Annotated in this window: 17 protein-coding genes; 11 read left to right on the top strand and 6 right to left on the bottom strand. The window is 69.7% G+C overall.

Annotation, left to right across the window (positions count from 1 at the left end; all coding sequences use genetic code 11):
• Positions 1-28 precede the first annotated feature (28 nt).
• The 3 genes from LQ772_RS16685 to LQ772_RS16675 all read left to right on the top strand — a co-directional run bounded on the left by LQ772_RS16685 (position 29) and on the right by LQ772_RS16675 (position 2,402).
• A complete protein-coding gene (locus tag LQ772_RS16685) occupies positions 29-505 on the top strand; it encodes an Lrp/AsnC family transcriptional regulator (protein ID WP_231322535.1) in 477 nt (158 codons plus the stop codon).
• A gap of 101 nt (positions 506-606) precedes the next feature.
• Positions 607-1,401: a lysophospholipid acyltransferase family protein gene (locus tag LQ772_RS16680; RefSeq protein ID WP_231322533.1), complete on the top strand. Its 795-nt coding sequence runs from the start codon at positions 607-609 to the stop codon at positions 1,399-1,401.
• Entirely contained in the window at positions 1,398-2,402 is a 1,005-nt protein-coding gene (locus LQ772_RS16675; protein WP_231322532.1) for a YheT family hydrolase, read from the top strand. The genes LQ772_RS16680 and LQ772_RS16675 overlap by 4 nt, the downstream gene beginning before the upstream one ends.
• Positions 2,403-2,461: 59 nt before the next feature.
• On the opposite strand, the gene LQ772_RS16670 is transcribed toward LQ772_RS16675, so the two are convergent.
• Positions 2,462-2,884 (bottom strand): VOC family protein, encoded by a 423-nt coding sequence (locus LQ772_RS16670; RefSeq protein ID WP_231322530.1) that lies wholly within the window; start codon positions 2,882-2,884, stop codon positions 2,462-2,464.
• A 174-nt stretch (positions 2,885-3,058) separates the two neighbouring features.
• On the opposite strand from LQ772_RS16670, the gene LQ772_RS16665 reads away from it, so the two are divergent.
• Entirely contained in the window at positions 3,059-3,829 is a 771-nt protein-coding gene (locus LQ772_RS16665; RefSeq protein ID WP_231322528.1) for a ZIP family metal transporter, read from the top strand.
• A gap of 80 nt (positions 3,830-3,909) precedes the next feature.
• Here LQ772_RS16665 and LQ772_RS16660 read toward each other — a convergent pair whose 3' ends face one another.
• The gene (locus LQ772_RS16660) at positions 3,910-4,806 is read right to left on the bottom strand and encodes a manganese catalase family protein (RefSeq protein WP_231322526.1); all 897 of its coding nucleotides are present in this window, start codon (positions 4,804-4,806) and stop codon (positions 3,910-3,912) included.
• Between the two features lie 250 nt (positions 4,807-5,056).
• Complete coding sequence (locus LQ772_RS16655) at positions 5,057-6,532, bottom strand: AAA family ATPase (RefSeq protein ID WP_231322524.1); 1,476 nt, start codon at positions 6,530-6,532, stop codon at positions 5,057-5,059.
• A gap of 113 nt (positions 6,533-6,645) precedes the next feature.
• On the opposite strand from LQ772_RS16655, the gene LQ772_RS16650 reads away from it, so the two are divergent.
• The 7 genes from LQ772_RS16650 to LQ772_RS16620 all read left to right on the top strand — a co-directional run bounded on the left by LQ772_RS16650 (position 6,646) and on the right by LQ772_RS16620 (position 11,093).
• On the top strand, positions 6,646-7,734 hold the full coding sequence (locus LQ772_RS16650) for a PQQ-dependent sugar dehydrogenase (protein WP_231322522.1): 1,089 nt from the start codon (positions 6,646-6,648) through the stop codon (positions 7,732-7,734).
• A gap of 58 nt (positions 7,735-7,792) precedes the next feature.
• On the top strand, positions 7,793-8,413 hold the full coding sequence (locus tag LQ772_RS16645; RefSeq protein WP_231322520.1) for a YbhB/YbcL family Raf kinase inhibitor-like protein: 621 nt from the start codon (positions 7,793-7,795) through the stop codon (positions 8,411-8,413).
• Positions 8,414-8,537: 124 nt separating this feature from the next.
• Positions 8,538-8,693 (top strand): DUF1328 domain-containing protein, encoded by a 156-nt coding sequence (locus LQ772_RS16640; RefSeq protein ID WP_091335435.1) that lies wholly within the window; start codon positions 8,538-8,540, stop codon positions 8,691-8,693.
• A gap of 35 nt (positions 8,694-8,728) precedes the next feature.
• Complete coding sequence (locus tag LQ772_RS16635; RefSeq protein ID WP_231322519.1) at positions 8,729-9,181, top strand: ElaB/YgaM/YqjD family protein; 453 nt, start codon at positions 8,729-8,731, stop codon at positions 9,179-9,181.
• A gap of 24 nt (positions 9,182-9,205) precedes the next feature.
• On the top strand, positions 9,206-9,661 hold the full coding sequence (locus LQ772_RS16630) for an ABC transporter ATP-binding protein (protein WP_231322517.1): 456 nt from the start codon (positions 9,206-9,208) through the stop codon (positions 9,659-9,661).
• Positions 9,658-9,954, top strand: a complete 297-nt coding sequence (locus LQ772_RS16625; protein WP_231322515.1) for a hypothetical protein — start codon at positions 9,658-9,660, stop codon at positions 9,952-9,954. The genes LQ772_RS16630 and LQ772_RS16625 overlap by 4 nt, the downstream gene beginning before the upstream one ends.
• Complete coding sequence (locus LQ772_RS16620; RefSeq protein ID WP_231322513.1) at positions 9,951-11,093, top strand: AI-2E family transporter; 1,143 nt, start codon at positions 9,951-9,953, stop codon at positions 11,091-11,093. Before LQ772_RS16625 ends, LQ772_RS16620 begins: the two co-directional genes overlap by 4 nt.
• Positions 11,094-11,102: 9 nt before the next feature.
• On the opposite strand, the gene LQ772_RS16615 is transcribed toward LQ772_RS16620, so the two are convergent.
• From LQ772_RS16615 to LQ772_RS16605, 3 genes are read right to left on the bottom strand one after another with little or no spacing between them, the layout of a single operon-like run.
• On the bottom strand, positions 11,103-12,008 hold the full coding sequence (locus LQ772_RS16615; RefSeq protein ID WP_231322511.1) for a TolB-like translocation protein: 906 nt from the start codon (positions 12,006-12,008) through the stop codon (positions 11,103-11,105).
• Positions 12,008-12,799, bottom strand: a complete 792-nt coding sequence (locus tag LQ772_RS16610; RefSeq protein WP_231322508.1) for a hypothetical protein — start codon at positions 12,797-12,799, stop codon at positions 12,008-12,010. The genes LQ772_RS16615 and LQ772_RS16610 overlap by 1 nt, the downstream gene beginning before the upstream one ends.
• A 15-nt stretch (positions 12,800-12,814) precedes the next feature.
• Positions 12,815-13,786, bottom strand: a complete 972-nt coding sequence (locus LQ772_RS16605) for a TolB-like translocation protein (RefSeq protein ID WP_231322505.1) — start codon at positions 13,784-13,786, stop codon at positions 12,815-12,817.
• Positions 13,787-13,851 lie beyond the last annotated feature (65 nt).

Genomic DNA, 13,851 nt, shown 5'->3' with positions numbered 1-13,851 from the left:
GAGCGCTCGTAAAGTGGAGCAAGCTGCCATGTCCAAGCTCGATCGCACCGACCTGCGCCTGCTCGCCGTGCTGCAGGGGGAAGGGCGCATCACCAACGCGGAGCTGGCCGAACGGGTCAGCCTGTCGGCCTCGGCCTGCCTGCGGCGGCTGCAGCGGCTGGAAGCCGATGGCATCGTCACCGGCTACGCCGCGCAGATCGACCCGCAGTCAGTCGGCCTGGGCCTGCAGGCGTTCGTGCGCGTACAGCTGGCGCGGCATGAGGCGGGCGCAATCGACCGCTTCGTGGAGAAGGTGGAAGGCTGGGAGGAAGTCGTCGCGTGCCACGCATTGACCGGCGACATGGACTACCTGCTCCACGTGTACGTGGCCGACCTGCCGCACTTCTCGCGCTTCCTGCTCGACCGGCTGCTCAACGACGCGGGCGTGGCCGACGCCAATTCGAGCTTCGTGCTGCGCACCGTCAAGCGCTCGCCCTCGTTGCCGCTGGGGCAGTTGGAACCATGACCCCGCGGGGCCGGCTTCGGCGACCTTTCCGCACGGGGGGCGGCCACCTGCGCGCCAGGCGATGCGCTGGGGCAGGACGAAAACGATAAACTAACCGGCTCATGGACACCGCCCTGACTCCAGACCGCGATCCCTGGCGCCCTCTGCGCTACCTGTGGCGGGTGCCGCTGCTGCTGCTGCACATCCTGCTGGGCATCCTGCTGTGCGCGGGCATCCTCAGCTGGAACCGCCACCGGGTGATGGTCGACGGCCGCGAGCCGTTCGCGCACCGCATGATCCGCTGGTGGTCGACCATGCTGATGCGCATCTTCGGCCTGCGCTCGGTGCGCGTCGGCAAGCCGCTGCCCGACCCGGTGCTGTTCGTCGCCAACCACACCTCGTGGATCGACATCGAGCTGCTGCATAGCCAGCGCGCCGCCTGCTTCGTCGCCAAGGCCGAGATCGCGCGCTGGCCGCTGGTCGGCTGGATGGCCGCGACCGGCGGCACGATCTTCCACCGGCGCGGCAGCAACCATTCGCTGGCGGCGGTGATGCAGGCGATGGTCGAGCGCCTGCGCGGCCACCGCTCGGTGGCCGTGTTTCCCGAGGGAGGCACCGGCCACAACGGCGTGCTCAAGGTGTTCCACGCGCGCATCTTCCAGGCCGGGCTGGACGCCCAGGTGCCGGTGCAGCCGGTGGCGCTGCGCTTCGCGCGCAACGGCAAGCGGGTGGTCGACGCCGGCTTCCGCGAGGGCGAGAACTTCATGGGCAACCTCCTGCGCATGCTGGGCGAGGCGCCGCTGGACGCCGAAGTGCATTTCCTTGCGCCCGTGCCGGCGATGCCCGAGGCGCGCCGGCGCATGGCCGACCTCTCGCGCGAGCGCACCGGCGCGGCCCTGGAAGACGCGCACGCATGAGCGAGCTGCCCCGCGGAAAGGATTTCCGTCCCCCCTGGCCGCTGACCAGCGGCCATCTGCAGACCATGCTTTCCTCCAGTGGCGTGCGTCGGTTGCTGCTGCCCAAGAGTGCGCGCGAGGTGCTCGAGGGCGCTGAGCCGGTGCTGGTCGATGGCGGCGAGGGCGTGCGCCTGACCGGCGCGTTCACCGCGCAACGCACCGGTGGTGCCTCGCGCGGCCTGGCGGTGCTGTTCCACGGCTGGGAAGGCAGTGTCGATTCGACTTACGTGCTGCAGACCGGCAGCCGCCTGCTGCGCGACGGCTGGGACGTGTTCCGGCTCAACTTCCGCGACCATGGCGCGAGCCACCACCTCAACGAGGCGCTGTTCCATTCCTGCCGCATCGACGAGGTGGCCAACGCGCTCGGCGACATCGTGCGCCGCTGGCCGCGGCCGGTGACCGCGCTGGCCGGCTTTTCGCTGGGCGGCAATTTCGCCCTGCGGGCGGCGCTGCGCGCGCCGGCGGCAGGGATCGCGCTGGACTACGCGCTGGCGGTGTGCCCGATCATCGATCCCGGCGAAGGCCTGTTCTCGCTGGAAGAAAGCGCGCCCTGGTTCTACCAGGCGTACTTCATGCGCAAGTGGCGGCAGTCGCTGAAAGCCAAGCAGCAGGCCTTTCCGCAGCGCCAGTACTTCGAGCTGGCCGAGCTCAAGCAGAGCCTGCGCGGGCTGACCGAGGCGCTGGTACTGCGGCACACCGACTTCGATTCGCTGCAGGCTTACCTGGACGGCTATTCGGTAGCGCGCGACGCGCTCGCCGGCCTGGCCATCCCGGCAACCATCCTTACCGCGCGCGACGACCCGGTGATTCCGGTCCGGGCCTTCGAGCAACTGCAGCTGCCGCCGAACATCGAGCTCGACATCGCCGAACACGGCGGCCATTGCGGCTTCATTCGCGGCGCCGACATGGTGAGCTTCACCGACGAGTACATCGCCGCGCGGTTCAACGCGTTGCTGGCGTAAGTTGGCTTGCAGCCCACCGGCTTGGCGCCATCGTGCGATGGGCCGAAGCCCACCCTGGGTTATTTCGCGAACAGACGCGCCGGATCGGCGAAGGCCTTGAACTCCAGGGCGTTGCCGCACGGGTCGAGCAGGAACATGGTCGCCTGTTCGCCCGGCTGGCCACGGAAGCGGATGTGCGGCTCGACGACGAATCGCGTACCCGCCGCCCGCAGCCGGTCGGCCAACGATTGCCAGGCATCCATCGCCAGCACCAGCCCGAAGTGGCGCACCGGCACCGCATCGCCGTCGACCTCGTGCGCGGCGACCGCGCGAGCTTCTTCCGGAGCAAGGTGCGCCACGATCTGGTGGCCGTGGAAGTCGAAATCGACCCAGTCCTCGCTGGAGCGCCCCTCGGGGCAACCGAGCAGCCCGCCGTAGAAGGCGCGCGCCTTGGCCAGCGAGGTGACCGGGAAGGCGAGGTGGAAGGGCGGGAGCGTGGACATGGGGATCTCGCGGGAACCGGGGCGGTTCCGCCAGCATGGGCGGCACCGCGCCGCGGATCAACGTATCCGTTCACGCCGCCGGGGCCGCCCGGGCGCCATGCTGGACGCCTGCCCGCTGACCCGTAACCGCATGCCCGCGACGACCCTACCCACGCGCAGGACCGAAGCATGGGCATGACGCCGATCCTCGCGGCCTGCCTGGGTGGCGTCGCGGGCGCGGCCGCCACCGCACTGGGCACGGTGCCTGCGCTGTTCGCGAGGAAAATCGATCAGCGCACGCAGGACACCATGTTCGGTTTCGGCGCGGGCGTGATGCTGGCGGCCAGCGCCTTCTCGCTGGCCCTACCGGGGATCCAGGAGGCCCAGCGCCAGGGCGAAGGCCCATGGGCGGCGGGCGCGCTGGTCGGCGTGGCGATCCTCATCGGCGCGGCCGCGCTGGTGCTGCTCGAACGCGTGTTGCCCCACGAGCATTTCATCAAGGGACCGGAAGGGCATCCGTCGCTGCGGCTCAAGCGCGCCTGGCTGTTCGTGTTCGCCATCTGCCTGCACAACCTACCCGAAGGGCTGGCGATCGGCGTGGGCTTCGGGCCGGGTGTGGCGCACGGTGTGGCGCTGGCCACCGGCATCGCCATCCAGGATCTGCCCGAGGGATTGGTGGTGGCGATCGCGCTGATGGCCGCGGGCTACCGCCGGCGCTGGGCGGTATCGGTGGGGATGGCATCGGGCCTGATCGAACCGGTCGGCGCCCTGGTCGGCGCCGGCGTCGTGATCGACTACCCGATGCTGTTGCCCGTCGGGCTGGGCTTCGCGGCCGGGGCGATGTTGTTCGTGGTCAGCCACGAAATCATCCCCGAATCGCACCGGCAGGGACACGAGCACTTCGCCACCGGCGGGCTGATGGTCGGCTTCGTGTTGATGATGCTGCTCGATACCGCCTTCGGCTGAGCAAGCAGCACGCAGGGTGGGCCCCAGCCCCTCATCCTTGCGGGCAAGGCGGGGCAGAAGCCCCCCACGGTTTCCTGGAGCTAGTGGCGTGTGCCTCGCGGCTGGCCGCCGCTGCGGCCCAGCTCGGCACCGGTTTCCGGATTGATCGAGGGATCCGAGCGCGTGCGCTTGGCCATCTCCATCAGCACCGAACGCTGCTGGTCGGTCATTGCCACTTCCGGCATGCCGCTGCCGCCATCCATCGCCAGCATCTTTTCGCGGTCGCTGACGAACTGGAAGTTGTCGTCGCTGTTCCACGGACCGCGCATGTCACCCTCGCCCTGGGAGGTGTTGACGTAGACGTTGGCGAACTCCTCCTTGCCCGGCAGCTTGCCCGGCGGGAAGTTGGGCTCGATCGCGTACAACGCCTTCTCGAACGACTGCTGGTGGGCGATCTCGCGGGTCATCAGGAAGCCCAGCGCGTCGCGCACGCCGGCATCGGCGGTCACGTTGATCAGCCGCTCGTAGATGATCTTGGCGCGAGCCTCGGCGGCGATGTTCGAGCGCAGGTCGGCCGTGGGCTCGCCGATCGAATCGATGTAGCCGGCGGTCCACAACTGGCCACCGGAATTGGTCAACGCCGGTCCGCCGCCGTAGAGCACCTGGGTCACGTGCGAGTCGTTGCCGGCGCCCTGCAGCTCGCGAAACGCCTGCGCCTGTTCCTGGGCACCTTCGGCGAGCTTGCCCTTGGCACCCTTGTTGAGCATGCCGACGATGGTGCCGATCACCTCCAGGTGGCTCAGTTCCTCGGTGGCGATGTCCAGCAGCATGTCCTTGCGCCCGGGATCGTCCTCGGCCAGCGCCTGGGTGAAGTAGCGCATCGCGGCGGCGAGTTCGCCCTGCGGTCCGCCGAACTGTTCGAGCATGAGATTGGCCAGCGCGGGATTGCATTCGGAGACCCGCACCGTGTACTGCAGCCGTTTGTTGTGAGCGAACATGGGAAGCGTCCTTCTGTCGTCTGCGGAGGGAGACGACCGGCACGGAGCACCGGCCGCGGGGGTTTCCCCAGGCGGCAAGAAGCGTGCCCTTTCGCGCGACGCGGTTTGCGGGTGTTTCCGGCCGGTAAGCGCGCAACATTTGCGTCGGGCTGCAAGTTTTGCAGCCCTCGTGATTGGCTCCGTCACCCTCCGCCGAGCAGCCCGGGATGAGGATCCGGCTGCGGGGGAAGGGGAGGAGACGAAGCGGGAATCAGTCGGCCGGCACGCAGCGTTCGCGAGCCCAGTCGCGCAGCGCCTGCACCTGCTCGCGCATGAGCACCGACAGCGGACGGGTCTGCTCCAGCGCTCGGCACAGCGCGGCCTGGTCCGGCGGTGCGCCGCTGCCGGCAGTGTCGTAGAGAGCGCTGACGATGGCCTGTTCGATCTCGGCGCCGGAGAAGCCGTCGCTCGCGGCGGCAAGGGCCGGCAGGTCGAAGCCCGCCGGATCGAGCTTGCGCCGTTCGAGATGCAGCGCGAACACCGCCGCGCGCGCGGCCGGCGTGGGCAGGTCGACGAAGAAGATCTCGTCGAAGCGACCCTTGCGCAGCAGTTCGGCCGGCAGCTGGTCGACCGCATTGGCGGTGGCGACCACGAACACCTTGGCCTTGCGTTCGGCCATCCAGGTCAGCAGGTAACCGAGTACGCGGCGCGACACGCCGCCGTCTTCGCCGCCACCGCTGGCCAGGCCTTTCTCGATCTCGTCGATCCACAGCACGCAGGGCGCGAGCAGTTCCACGCTGGCCAGCGCCTCGCGCAGGTTCTTCTCGGTCTCGCCCTGGTACTTGTCGTACAGCGTGCCGAAATCCAGCCGCACCAGCGGCACGCCGAACCCACCGGCGGTGGCCTTCGCCGCCAGGCTCTTGCCGCAGCCCTGCACGCCCAGAAGCAGCACGCCCCTGGGCGGATCGAGCGCCGGCTGGGGATCGAGGAATACCGCGCGCCGACGCTGCACCCAGGCGTTGAGCCGCGCCACGCCGGCGACGTCGGCGAAGCTCGCGGTGGCGTATTCGTAGTGCAGCAGGCCGGATCGGTTGAGCAGGTCGAACTTCGAGCGCATCAGCTCCGGCAGGTCGGCGGTGCCGAGCGCGCCGTCGTTGTAGATCAGCTTGCGCACGATGCGTCGCGCGTCGGGGCCGGACAGGCCGACCAGGTTGCGCACCATCGTGCGCGCCGCGTCGCCGTCGACCTCCAGCCGGCGCCCCTGCTCGCGCTGCCAGGCGGCGGCCTCGCCGCGCAGGATGGCGGCCAGTTCCTTCAGATCCGGCAGCGCCAGCGGCACGCGCGTGGCGAGCGCTTCGAGTTCTTCGGGCAGCTCGATCCTGGCGCCGACCAGCACCAGCGTGTGCGTCGCGCTCCGGTGGCGCTGCACGATCTCGCGCATCTGGCGCAGGCTCATCGCGTAGCGCAGGAACGGATGGAAATCGAACAGCAGGTAGACGCCGCGTTCGTCGGCGGCGCGGATCGCCTCCAGCGTGGCGCTGGCGTCCGGCGCAACGGCCTCGCCGGTGGGCTGGACGAAATCCAGGCGACCCAGGCCGTCGGTCAGCGTCCAGCGCCACAACGGACGCAGCGACTGCGCGATGACGTGGCGGAAGCACTCGATCACGCGCTGCTCGTCCACCGTCTCGATCACCAGCAACGGCGTGGCCGCGCGGACCAGGGTGGCCAGGTCGTCCAGTTCGCTCATGCATCCCCCTCGTGAGGCGCGTACGGTAGCAGCAGGCGCCCGGGCGGGCCCATCCTTTCCGGCTTCACGGCGCGAGCGCTACGCTGGCCTTTCCGCCCCCAAGGAGAGTCGTCATGCGTCTGCCCTTCCTGCTCTTGCTGGCCCTGTCCGCCGCACCCGCCTGGGCCACCCCGGCACTGGACCGGCTGACCCTGCCCAAGGGCTTCCATATCGCCGTCTATTCCGACCAGGTTCCGCAGGCACGCGAGCTGGCGGTGGGCGCCAAGGGCACCGTGTTCGTCGGTTCGATGGACGCCGGCAAGGTCTATGCGCTGACCGATGCCGACCACGACGGTCGCGCGGAAAAGGTGCGCGTCGTCGCCAGCGGATTGCAGCTGCCGGTCGGCGTGGCCTTCCACAGGGGCGACCTGTACGTCTCGGCGGTAAGCCGCATCCTGGTGTTGCGCGACATCGAAAACCACCTGGACCACCCACCCGCGCCCGAACTGGTCTACGGCAAGTTCCCTACCGAAACGCACCACGGCTGGAAGTTCATCGCCTTCGGTCCCGACGGCAAGCTGTACGTGCCGATCGGCGCGCCCTGCAACCTGTGCGACAAGGACAAGGCCTACGCCAAGCTCACCCGCATGAATCCGGACGGCAGCGGCCTCACCGACGTCGCCTACGGCATCCGCAACACGGTCGGCTTCGACTGGCGGCCGTCCACCGGCAAGCTGTGGTTCACCGACAACGGTCGCGACCTGCTCGGCGACGACGTGCCCAGCGACGAGCTCAATCGCGTCGACCACCTCGGCCAGCATTTCGGTTATCCGTACTGCCACCAGGGGGACATCGCCGATCCGGAATTCGGCAAGGGCCATCCCTGCAAGGACTACGCGCCGCCGGTGCTCAAGCTGGGCGCGCACGTGGCCTCGCTGGGGCTGCGCTTCTACACCGGCACGCAGTTCCCGGCGCGTTACCAGGGGGCGATCTTCGTCGCCGAGCATGGTTCGTGGAACCGCACGAAGAAGTCGGGCTATCGCGTGATGAGCGTGCGGCTGGATGGCGGCAAGATCGCGTCCTACGAACCCTTCATCACCGGGTTCGAGCAGGACGAGCAGGCGTGGGGCCGGCCGGTGGATGTGCAGCCGTTGCCCGATGGCAGTTTGCTGGTGAGCGACGACCTGGCCGGAGCGGTGTACCGCGTGACGTACCGGCGCTGACTTGCGCCCTCTCCCGGGAGGAGAGGGGGAGCTGGATTTCGACGACAGGAGAGTTTCCATGCAACTACGCAGCAACGACTTCCAGGATGGCGAGCCGATTCCGCCCGCGTGCGCCTTCGGCAAGCCGGGCGACCCGATCGCCCTGTCCGACAACCGCAACCCGCACCTGGCCTGGCGCGACGCCCCGCCCGGCACGCGCTCGTTCGTGCTCACCTGCATCGATGGCGACGCGCCCAGCCGCGGCGACGACGTCAACAAGGAAGGCCGCACGGTCAGTGCCGACCTGCCGCGCACCGATTTCGTGCACTGGCTGATGGCCGACATCCCGGCCGAATGCGGCGAGCTGGGAAACGGTTCGTGCAGCGACGGCGTCACCCCGCGCGGCAAGCGCACGCCCGCCGGCCCGCCCGGCAGCGTCCAGGGCGCGAACGACTACGGCGGCTGGTTCGCCTCCGATCCGGACATGGCCGGCACCTACCTTGGCTACGATGGCCCATGCCCGCCCTGGAACGACGCGCGCGTGCACCGCTACCGCTTCGAACTGCATGCGCTGGACATTCCGGGCCTTGGCCTGTCTCCGGGCTTCGGCGTCGGGCAGCTGCGCCAGGCGATAGACGGCCACGTGCTCGCCCGCGCCGGGCTGACCGGCACTTACGCGATCAACCCGCACGCGAAGTGAACGGAGGCGCACTGGCACGCGCCTCTTCACGTGCAGATGGCAGCCCCTGTGGATGAATGAGCCACGTCGGGCCTTGCAGGCCGGCCCATGAAGGGGGTCAACTCTCACCCATGAGGAAGCCGTCATGCTGCATTACGCCATCGTCTTTCTGGTCATCGCGATCATTGCTGCCATCCTCGGTTTCGGCGGCATCGCCGGCGCCGCCGCGGGCATCGCGAAAATCCTGTTCGTCATCTTCCTGATCCTCGCGATCATTGCCTTCTTCCGCCGCGCCAGTTGAGCGGCGGTGTCCTCACCATCCACCGGGAGAACGCCATGAACCCGATCCAAAGCTCGTCCACCCCGCGCGATCCCGGTCTGAACCCGGCCGTGCCGAATCCTTCCATGGCCGCCTCCGACGCGACCGATCCGCTGCTGGCGGACACGGGCACCTCGAAGGGGCACGCCCGCATCGACCAGGGCGCCGAGCGCGTCAAGCAGGCCACCTCCGATGCGGTGGCGCGCACCAAGCAGGCGGTCGACACCACCGCCGACAAGGTCGAGGCGGGCGTGCATCGGGCGACCGACAAGGCCGCCAGCGCTGCCCACCGGGCCAACGACAAGGCGGCGGATCTCAGCGAGCGTGGCCGCCAGCTGCGTGACGAAACCATGGACAGGGCTGAGCTCTGGATGGAGCAGGCGCGCGAGTACGTGCGCGAGAAGCCGATGCAGTCGGTCGCCATCGCGGTCGGCGCCGGCTGGCTGCTCGGCCGCCTCCTGCGGCGCTGACGAAAACGCCGACGAGTGCCAGGGATGCCACAGGCCGAACAAACCACCACCACCGAGGGCGGTGCCGCCGAGGCGGCACCGCCCTCGGGCGTGCTCGCCGAACTGGGCGGGCTCGGCCGCGCCATCAAGGAGCTGTTCGGCGCCCAGCTGGAACTGCTGTCGGCCGAAGTCGGACTGGCGCGCAGCGCGCTTTCGTGGATGCTGCTGGCTGGCCTGGCCGCGACCGTCGCTGGCGTCGGCCTGGGCCTGACCCTGCTGGCGCTGGTCGGCGTGCTGCTGGCCAAGTGGTTTGCGTCCTGGATCTGGGCGCTGGTCGCGCTCGCGGTGCTGCAGCTGGTATTCGTGCTGGCCGCGATCCTGTTCTTCCGTCGCTGCATGCACTGGATGAGCCTGCCCGCCACGCGCACCGAATGGGGAGCGATGATGCGTGAGACGCGGGCCCGGGCCCGCCACCGGGTGGAACGGGAGGACGCGGCATGAGCATGTTCGGCGAGCACGCGCGGGTACGCGCTGCGCAACAGCGGATGCGCGAGGCTCGCCTTGCGGCCGCGATACCCGCCTCCGCCCTTCTGGCGCGTGGCGAGCGGCATCCGTTCGTGATCCTCGGGGCGGCCGCCGCGGGTGGCTTCCTGCTCGGGCGTTCCGACGCCAAGCCGCTGCATCTTCCCGGCATGAGCCATCTGTTCGGTGCGCTGGTCAGCGAGGCCACCACCATCGGTGCCAGCTTCCTTGCCGCCCACACCGCCGCGCAGAACGTCGCCGAGGACGTATGAACCACCCCGACCCAGCCACCGCGCCGGCCGTGGTCGACGCGGCGCCGGTGACCGTGCCGCCGCCGGTCGCCGGGTCGCCGCAACTGCGTTTCGCACGCAGCCTGCGCCGGCACCTTCTGGCGGTGCGCGTGGTCCTGAACACGCTGTTGGTGATGGCGTTGCTGTACACCGTGACGGTTGCGCGGGTGCTGCTGATCCCGCTGGTGCTGGCCGCGTTCATCGGCCTGGCGCTCAATCCGATCGTGGCATCGGGCGCACGCCATCGGCTGCCCCGCTGGCTTACCGCCAGCGTGCTGGTCGTCGTGTTGCTGACCGGACTGGGCGCCGGCATCGGCGCGCTGACGCAGCCGGCGCTGGGGTGGTTCCACGGCGCACCTGCGGCGATCCGCAGCTTCGTGCCCAAGCTGCGCAGCGTCACCAAACCGCTGGAGGCGGCCAACCGCGCTACCCAGACGCTGGTCGGCGGACCGTTGCGGGCGGCGCCCGCGCAACCCTCGACCGTGGCGATCTCGGCCTGGGACATCGTCTCCACCGCACCCAAGGTGCTGGCCGCCGTGCTCACCGTGGTGCTGCTGGTGTTCTTCTTCCTGGTGTACGGCGACTCGCTCCTGCGACGGTTGGTGGAAATCTCGCCGGGCTTTGCCTACAAGCGGCACGCGGTCGAAATCGTGCGCAGCATCCAGATCGAGGTGTCGCGCTACCTGCTCACCGCGTTGGCGATCAACGCCAGCCTCGGTGCGCTGACGACCCTGATGCTGTGGCTCTACGACATGCCCGACCCGCTGTTGTGGGGCGTGGTGGCGATGACCGCCAACTTCATTCCCTACGTGGGCGCGATCACCACCACGATCGTGCTGGCCCTGGTCGGGATGATCCATGCGCACGACCTCGGTACCGCGCTGCTGCCGGCGCTCACCTTCGCCGGCATTACCGCGGTCGAGGGCAACCTGATCACGCCGATGATCCAGGGCCACCGCATGCGCCTGTCGCCGATCGCCATCCTGATCTGGCTGCTGGTGTGGGGCTGGCTGTGGGGCATCCCCGGCGCACTGCTGGCGGTACCGATGCTCACCAGCGCCAAGCTGATCACCGAACGCGTGCGCGGCTGGGGCTGGTTCGCGGTGATGGTGCAGCGCTGAGCCGCGGCATCAATCGGGCTTCCCGGCCTTGTGCCGGTCCAGCCACGGGGCCAGCGAGAGTTGCGCGATGCCCGATCGCCCCGTGACGTAGAGGGTGAGCCCATCGGGCGCGAGGTGCGCGCCCCAGGGCAGGTCCCGGTTGATCGCGTCGCCCAGGTCGATCGGGCGGCTCCAGTGGTCGCCCTCGCGGAAGGCGATGCACAGGCGCCCGAGCCCGCCCTTGACCTTGCCGTAGTCGAACACGATGAAGGACTGGTCCGGCGCCACCGCCGGATCGTGCGTCGATACCTGCGGATCGCCGAGGCCGGCGCGCTCCGGTGGCAGATAGCCGCCGTCGTGGTGGCGCGAGCGCCAGGTGTGCATGACCCTGGCCTTCGGGTCGAAGCGCATGAAATAGAGCGTGCCATCGGCGGCGAGGCTGGCGAAATCGATGAAGACGTCGTCGTTGATCACCGGTCCGAGCCAGACCGGCTCGCCCCAGCCGTCGCCCTTGCGATCGACCCGCCAGAGGTTGGAGCCGGGTGCGCGGCCGCCGACGAAATAGTCCTGCACCAGCGGCTTCCCGCCCGGCCGCACCGGCCGATCCGAGTTGAACAGCAGGTAGCTGCCGTCCGGCGCCACCAGCGGGTCCTGGTCGAACCAGTGGCCGGAGAAGCTCGCCACCTGCGGTGCGGCCCACCGGCCGTCCACCCGGCGGGACGCCATGATGGTCTTGTGCGTGCCTTCGCTGCGGTCGAAGAAGACGGTGGCCCCATCGGGTGTGAAGGCCAGCGTGTCGTCGCTGCCGGCATGCAGGATGCCGCCCAGCGTCACGGGCTGCAGCGTCGCGGGCGCCGGCACGACGGGGCGTACGGCGGCGGTGGCGAGCAGGCCGGCCGTCAGGCAGAGGGCGGCGCGGATGCCGGCGCTGTACATCAGTGCGTCGTCCCGCGCGGCGGCGTGGCATTGAGCAGGATGTACTGGCGCTCCACGCCTTCGATCCGCCCCAGCTGCGGCGACGTGAGAACGACCGCCCGCTCGCTCATCAGCTCGTCGCTGAGCACGATGCCGTCGCGGAAGGTGGCGAGTCCATGCCAGTGCGCGCGACCCGGCTGCCGCGTCAGCGGATACGAGCGCTCGCCGCGGGTCAGCGTGACCTGCGGCGCGTCGCCCAGCCACGGTCCCGTGCCGCTGCCCTCGCGCTCCAGAGACACGGTATGGCTGGCCGGATCGAACGCCACCACGGTGACCGTCTGCCGGCCGGCGGGCCCCAGTTCCCACGGCGCGTCGATATCCACCGTCCAGCGCTGGCCCACCCGCAACGTCGCCGGTGCGTGGCCCCACAGCAGCGGGTTGTAGGCCAGCCCGCTGGCATCGGTGTTGGGCATGCATTTGCCGTCGAAGCAATTGCCGGCACCGCCATCGGGCAGCATCACCGTGCCGCTGCCCGCGGGGCGGCCGTCATAGAGATAGTCGATGCGCAGGCGCGGCGGGTTGGCGGCAGCGTCGACCACCGTGTAGGTGGCGGTCCCGCTGACGCGCCGCACCGCGTCGTCAAAGCCGGTCGCGTGCAGCGCGATCGTGCGCGAGAAGACGTTGCCGAACGTCGCGCCGGCGCGCAGCGCCAGGGTCAGCGCCGGCGCAGTGGCCGGCGGCGCGGCGGCAGCGCCGGAGGCGGGCAGGAACAGCAGGGCCAGCAGGGTGGGAAGGCAGCGGGGTCGGCTCATGCGGATCTCCACGGGTCAGGGCGAGATGCCGTGCGCGCGCAGTACGCCGGAAATGTCCACGCGCCACAGGTTGCGCGAGCCGTTGAGCGGTCCGGACAGGCGCTTGCCCAGCGACGAAGCGTCGTCGCGCGACTTCGGGAAGTCGACGGTGGGCTGCCGGTTGCTCGAGACGTACAGCTCGCCGAACCGGCGGCCGAGCGACGGTGCGTTTTCCAGGGCATCGCTGTTGACCTCGCCATCCAGGTGCTCGGGCTTGCCCCAGCGGCCATCGGCCTGGCGGAAGGCGATGTAGATGTCGGCGCGGCCCAGCGCATCGCCCTCGTCGCCGGCGAACAGGATGAAGCGTTGCTGCGGATCGATGGCCGGGTCCATGCGGTTGCGCGCGACGTCGCCCAGGTCGACACGCTCAGGCGGCGCATGGCCATCGGCCGTATGCCGCGCCACGTACACCTGGTAGGCCTTGCCCGAATCGGCGCGGTGCGCGGAGAAGTAGACGTCGCCGTTCGCGGCTACCGACGGGTTGTAGATCATCGCGCCGTCGTTGAGCGCGCCGTCCACGTGCACCGGCGCGCTCCAGCGGCCGTCGGCCTGGCGCTCGACGTACCACAGGTGGGTGCCGGCGAAGCGGTGGCCGCCCATCTCCGCCATCACCGGAGGCGCACCCGGGCTCGGCGGGCGGTTGGAAACGAAGTACAGACGCTCGCCATCCGGCGAGAGGGTCGGCTCGGAGTCATGCCATCGCCCGGAGAAGCTCGCCACCTGCGGCGCGGACCACTGGCCGTCGCGGCGGTGCGAGACCAGGATGGTGTCGTCCTTCTCGCTGAAGTCCGAACGCACGAAGTAGACCGTGTCGCCGTCGGGCGAGAACGTCGCGGAGGTTTCCTGCAGGCCGGTGGAAATGACGCCGGCGCCGAGCAGATCGGCGGCCGTCGTGGTGGTGCAGGCCAGGGCAAGCGCCAGGGTCAGGGCGATGCGATGCGATGTCATGTGGCGGTCCGGTTCGGCGAGGACCGCCAGCGTGGCGTGACGGCGCCGAGCGCGCCGCTGGTTTG

Source organism: Frateuria edaphi, assembly GCF_021117405.1.
Classification (GTDB): domain Bacteria; phylum Pseudomonadota; class Gammaproteobacteria; order Xanthomonadales; family Rhodanobacteraceae; genus Frateuria_A; species Frateuria_A edaphi.
The sequence above is the reverse complement of the archived record's forward strand: the minus strand, read 5'-3'. Positions and strand labels throughout refer to the sequence as shown.

Excerpts from the sequence above, each read along its gene's own strand:
- LQ772_RS16635 (WP_231322519.1), top strand. The coding sequence starts at position 8,729 with ATGAACCCGATCCAAAGCTCGTCCACCCCGCGCGATCCCGGTCTGAAC.
- LQ772_RS16625 (WP_231322515.1), top strand. The coding sequence starts at position 9,658 with ATGAGCATGTTCGGCGAGCACGCGCGGGTACGCGCTGCGCAACAGCGG.
- LQ772_RS16615 (WP_231322511.1), bottom strand. The coding sequence starts at position 12,008 with ATGTACAGCGCCGGCATCCGCGCCGCCCTCTGCCTGACGGCCGGCCTG.
- LQ772_RS16650 (WP_231322522.1), top strand. The coding sequence starts at position 6,646 with ATGCGTCTGCCCTTCCTGCTCTTGCTGGCCCTGTCCGCCGCACCCGCC.
- LQ772_RS16640 (WP_091335435.1), top strand. The coding sequence starts at position 8,538 with ATGCTGCATTACGCCATCGTCTTTCTGGTCATCGCGATCATTGCTGCC.
- LQ772_RS16645 (WP_231322520.1), top strand. The coding sequence starts at position 7,793 with ATGCAACTACGCAGCAACGACTTCCAGGATGGCGAGCCGATTCCGCCC.
- LQ772_RS16605 (WP_231322505.1), bottom strand. The coding sequence starts at position 13,786 with ATGACATCGCATCGCATCGCCCTGACCCTGGCGCTTGCCCTGGCCTGC.
- LQ772_RS16660 (WP_231322526.1), bottom strand. The coding sequence starts at position 4,806 with ATGTTCGCTCACAACAAACGGCTGCAGTACACGGTGCGGGTCTCCGAA.
- LQ772_RS16665 (WP_231322528.1), top strand. The coding sequence starts at position 3,059 with ATGACGCCGATCCTCGCGGCCTGCCTGGGTGGCGTCGCGGGCGCGGCC.
- LQ772_RS16675 (WP_231322532.1), top strand. The coding sequence starts at position 1,398 with ATGAGCGAGCTGCCCCGCGGAAAGGATTTCCGTCCCCCCTGGCCGCTG.
- LQ772_RS16680 (WP_231322533.1), top strand. The coding sequence starts at position 607 with ATGGACACCGCCCTGACTCCAGACCGCGATCCCTGGCGCCCTCTGCGC.
- LQ772_RS16655 (WP_231322524.1), bottom strand. The coding sequence starts at position 6,532 with ATGAGCGAACTGGACGACCTGGCCACCCTGGTCCGCGCGGCCACGCCG.
- LQ772_RS16630 (WP_231322517.1), top strand. The coding sequence starts at position 9,206 with ATGCCACAGGCCGAACAAACCACCACCACCGAGGGCGGTGCCGCCGAG.
- LQ772_RS16670 (WP_231322530.1), bottom strand. The coding sequence starts at position 2,884 with ATGTCCACGCTCCCGCCCTTCCACCTCGCCTTCCCGGTCACCTCGCTG.
- LQ772_RS16620 (WP_231322513.1), top strand. The coding sequence starts at position 9,951 with ATGAACCACCCCGACCCAGCCACCGCGCCGGCCGTGGTCGACGCGGCG.
- LQ772_RS16610 (WP_231322508.1), bottom strand. The coding sequence starts at position 12,799 with ATGAGCCGACCCCGCTGCCTTCCCACCCTGCTGGCCCTGCTGTTCCTG.
- LQ772_RS16685 (WP_231322535.1), top strand. The coding sequence starts at position 29 with ATGTCCAAGCTCGATCGCACCGACCTGCGCCTGCTCGCCGTGCTGCAG.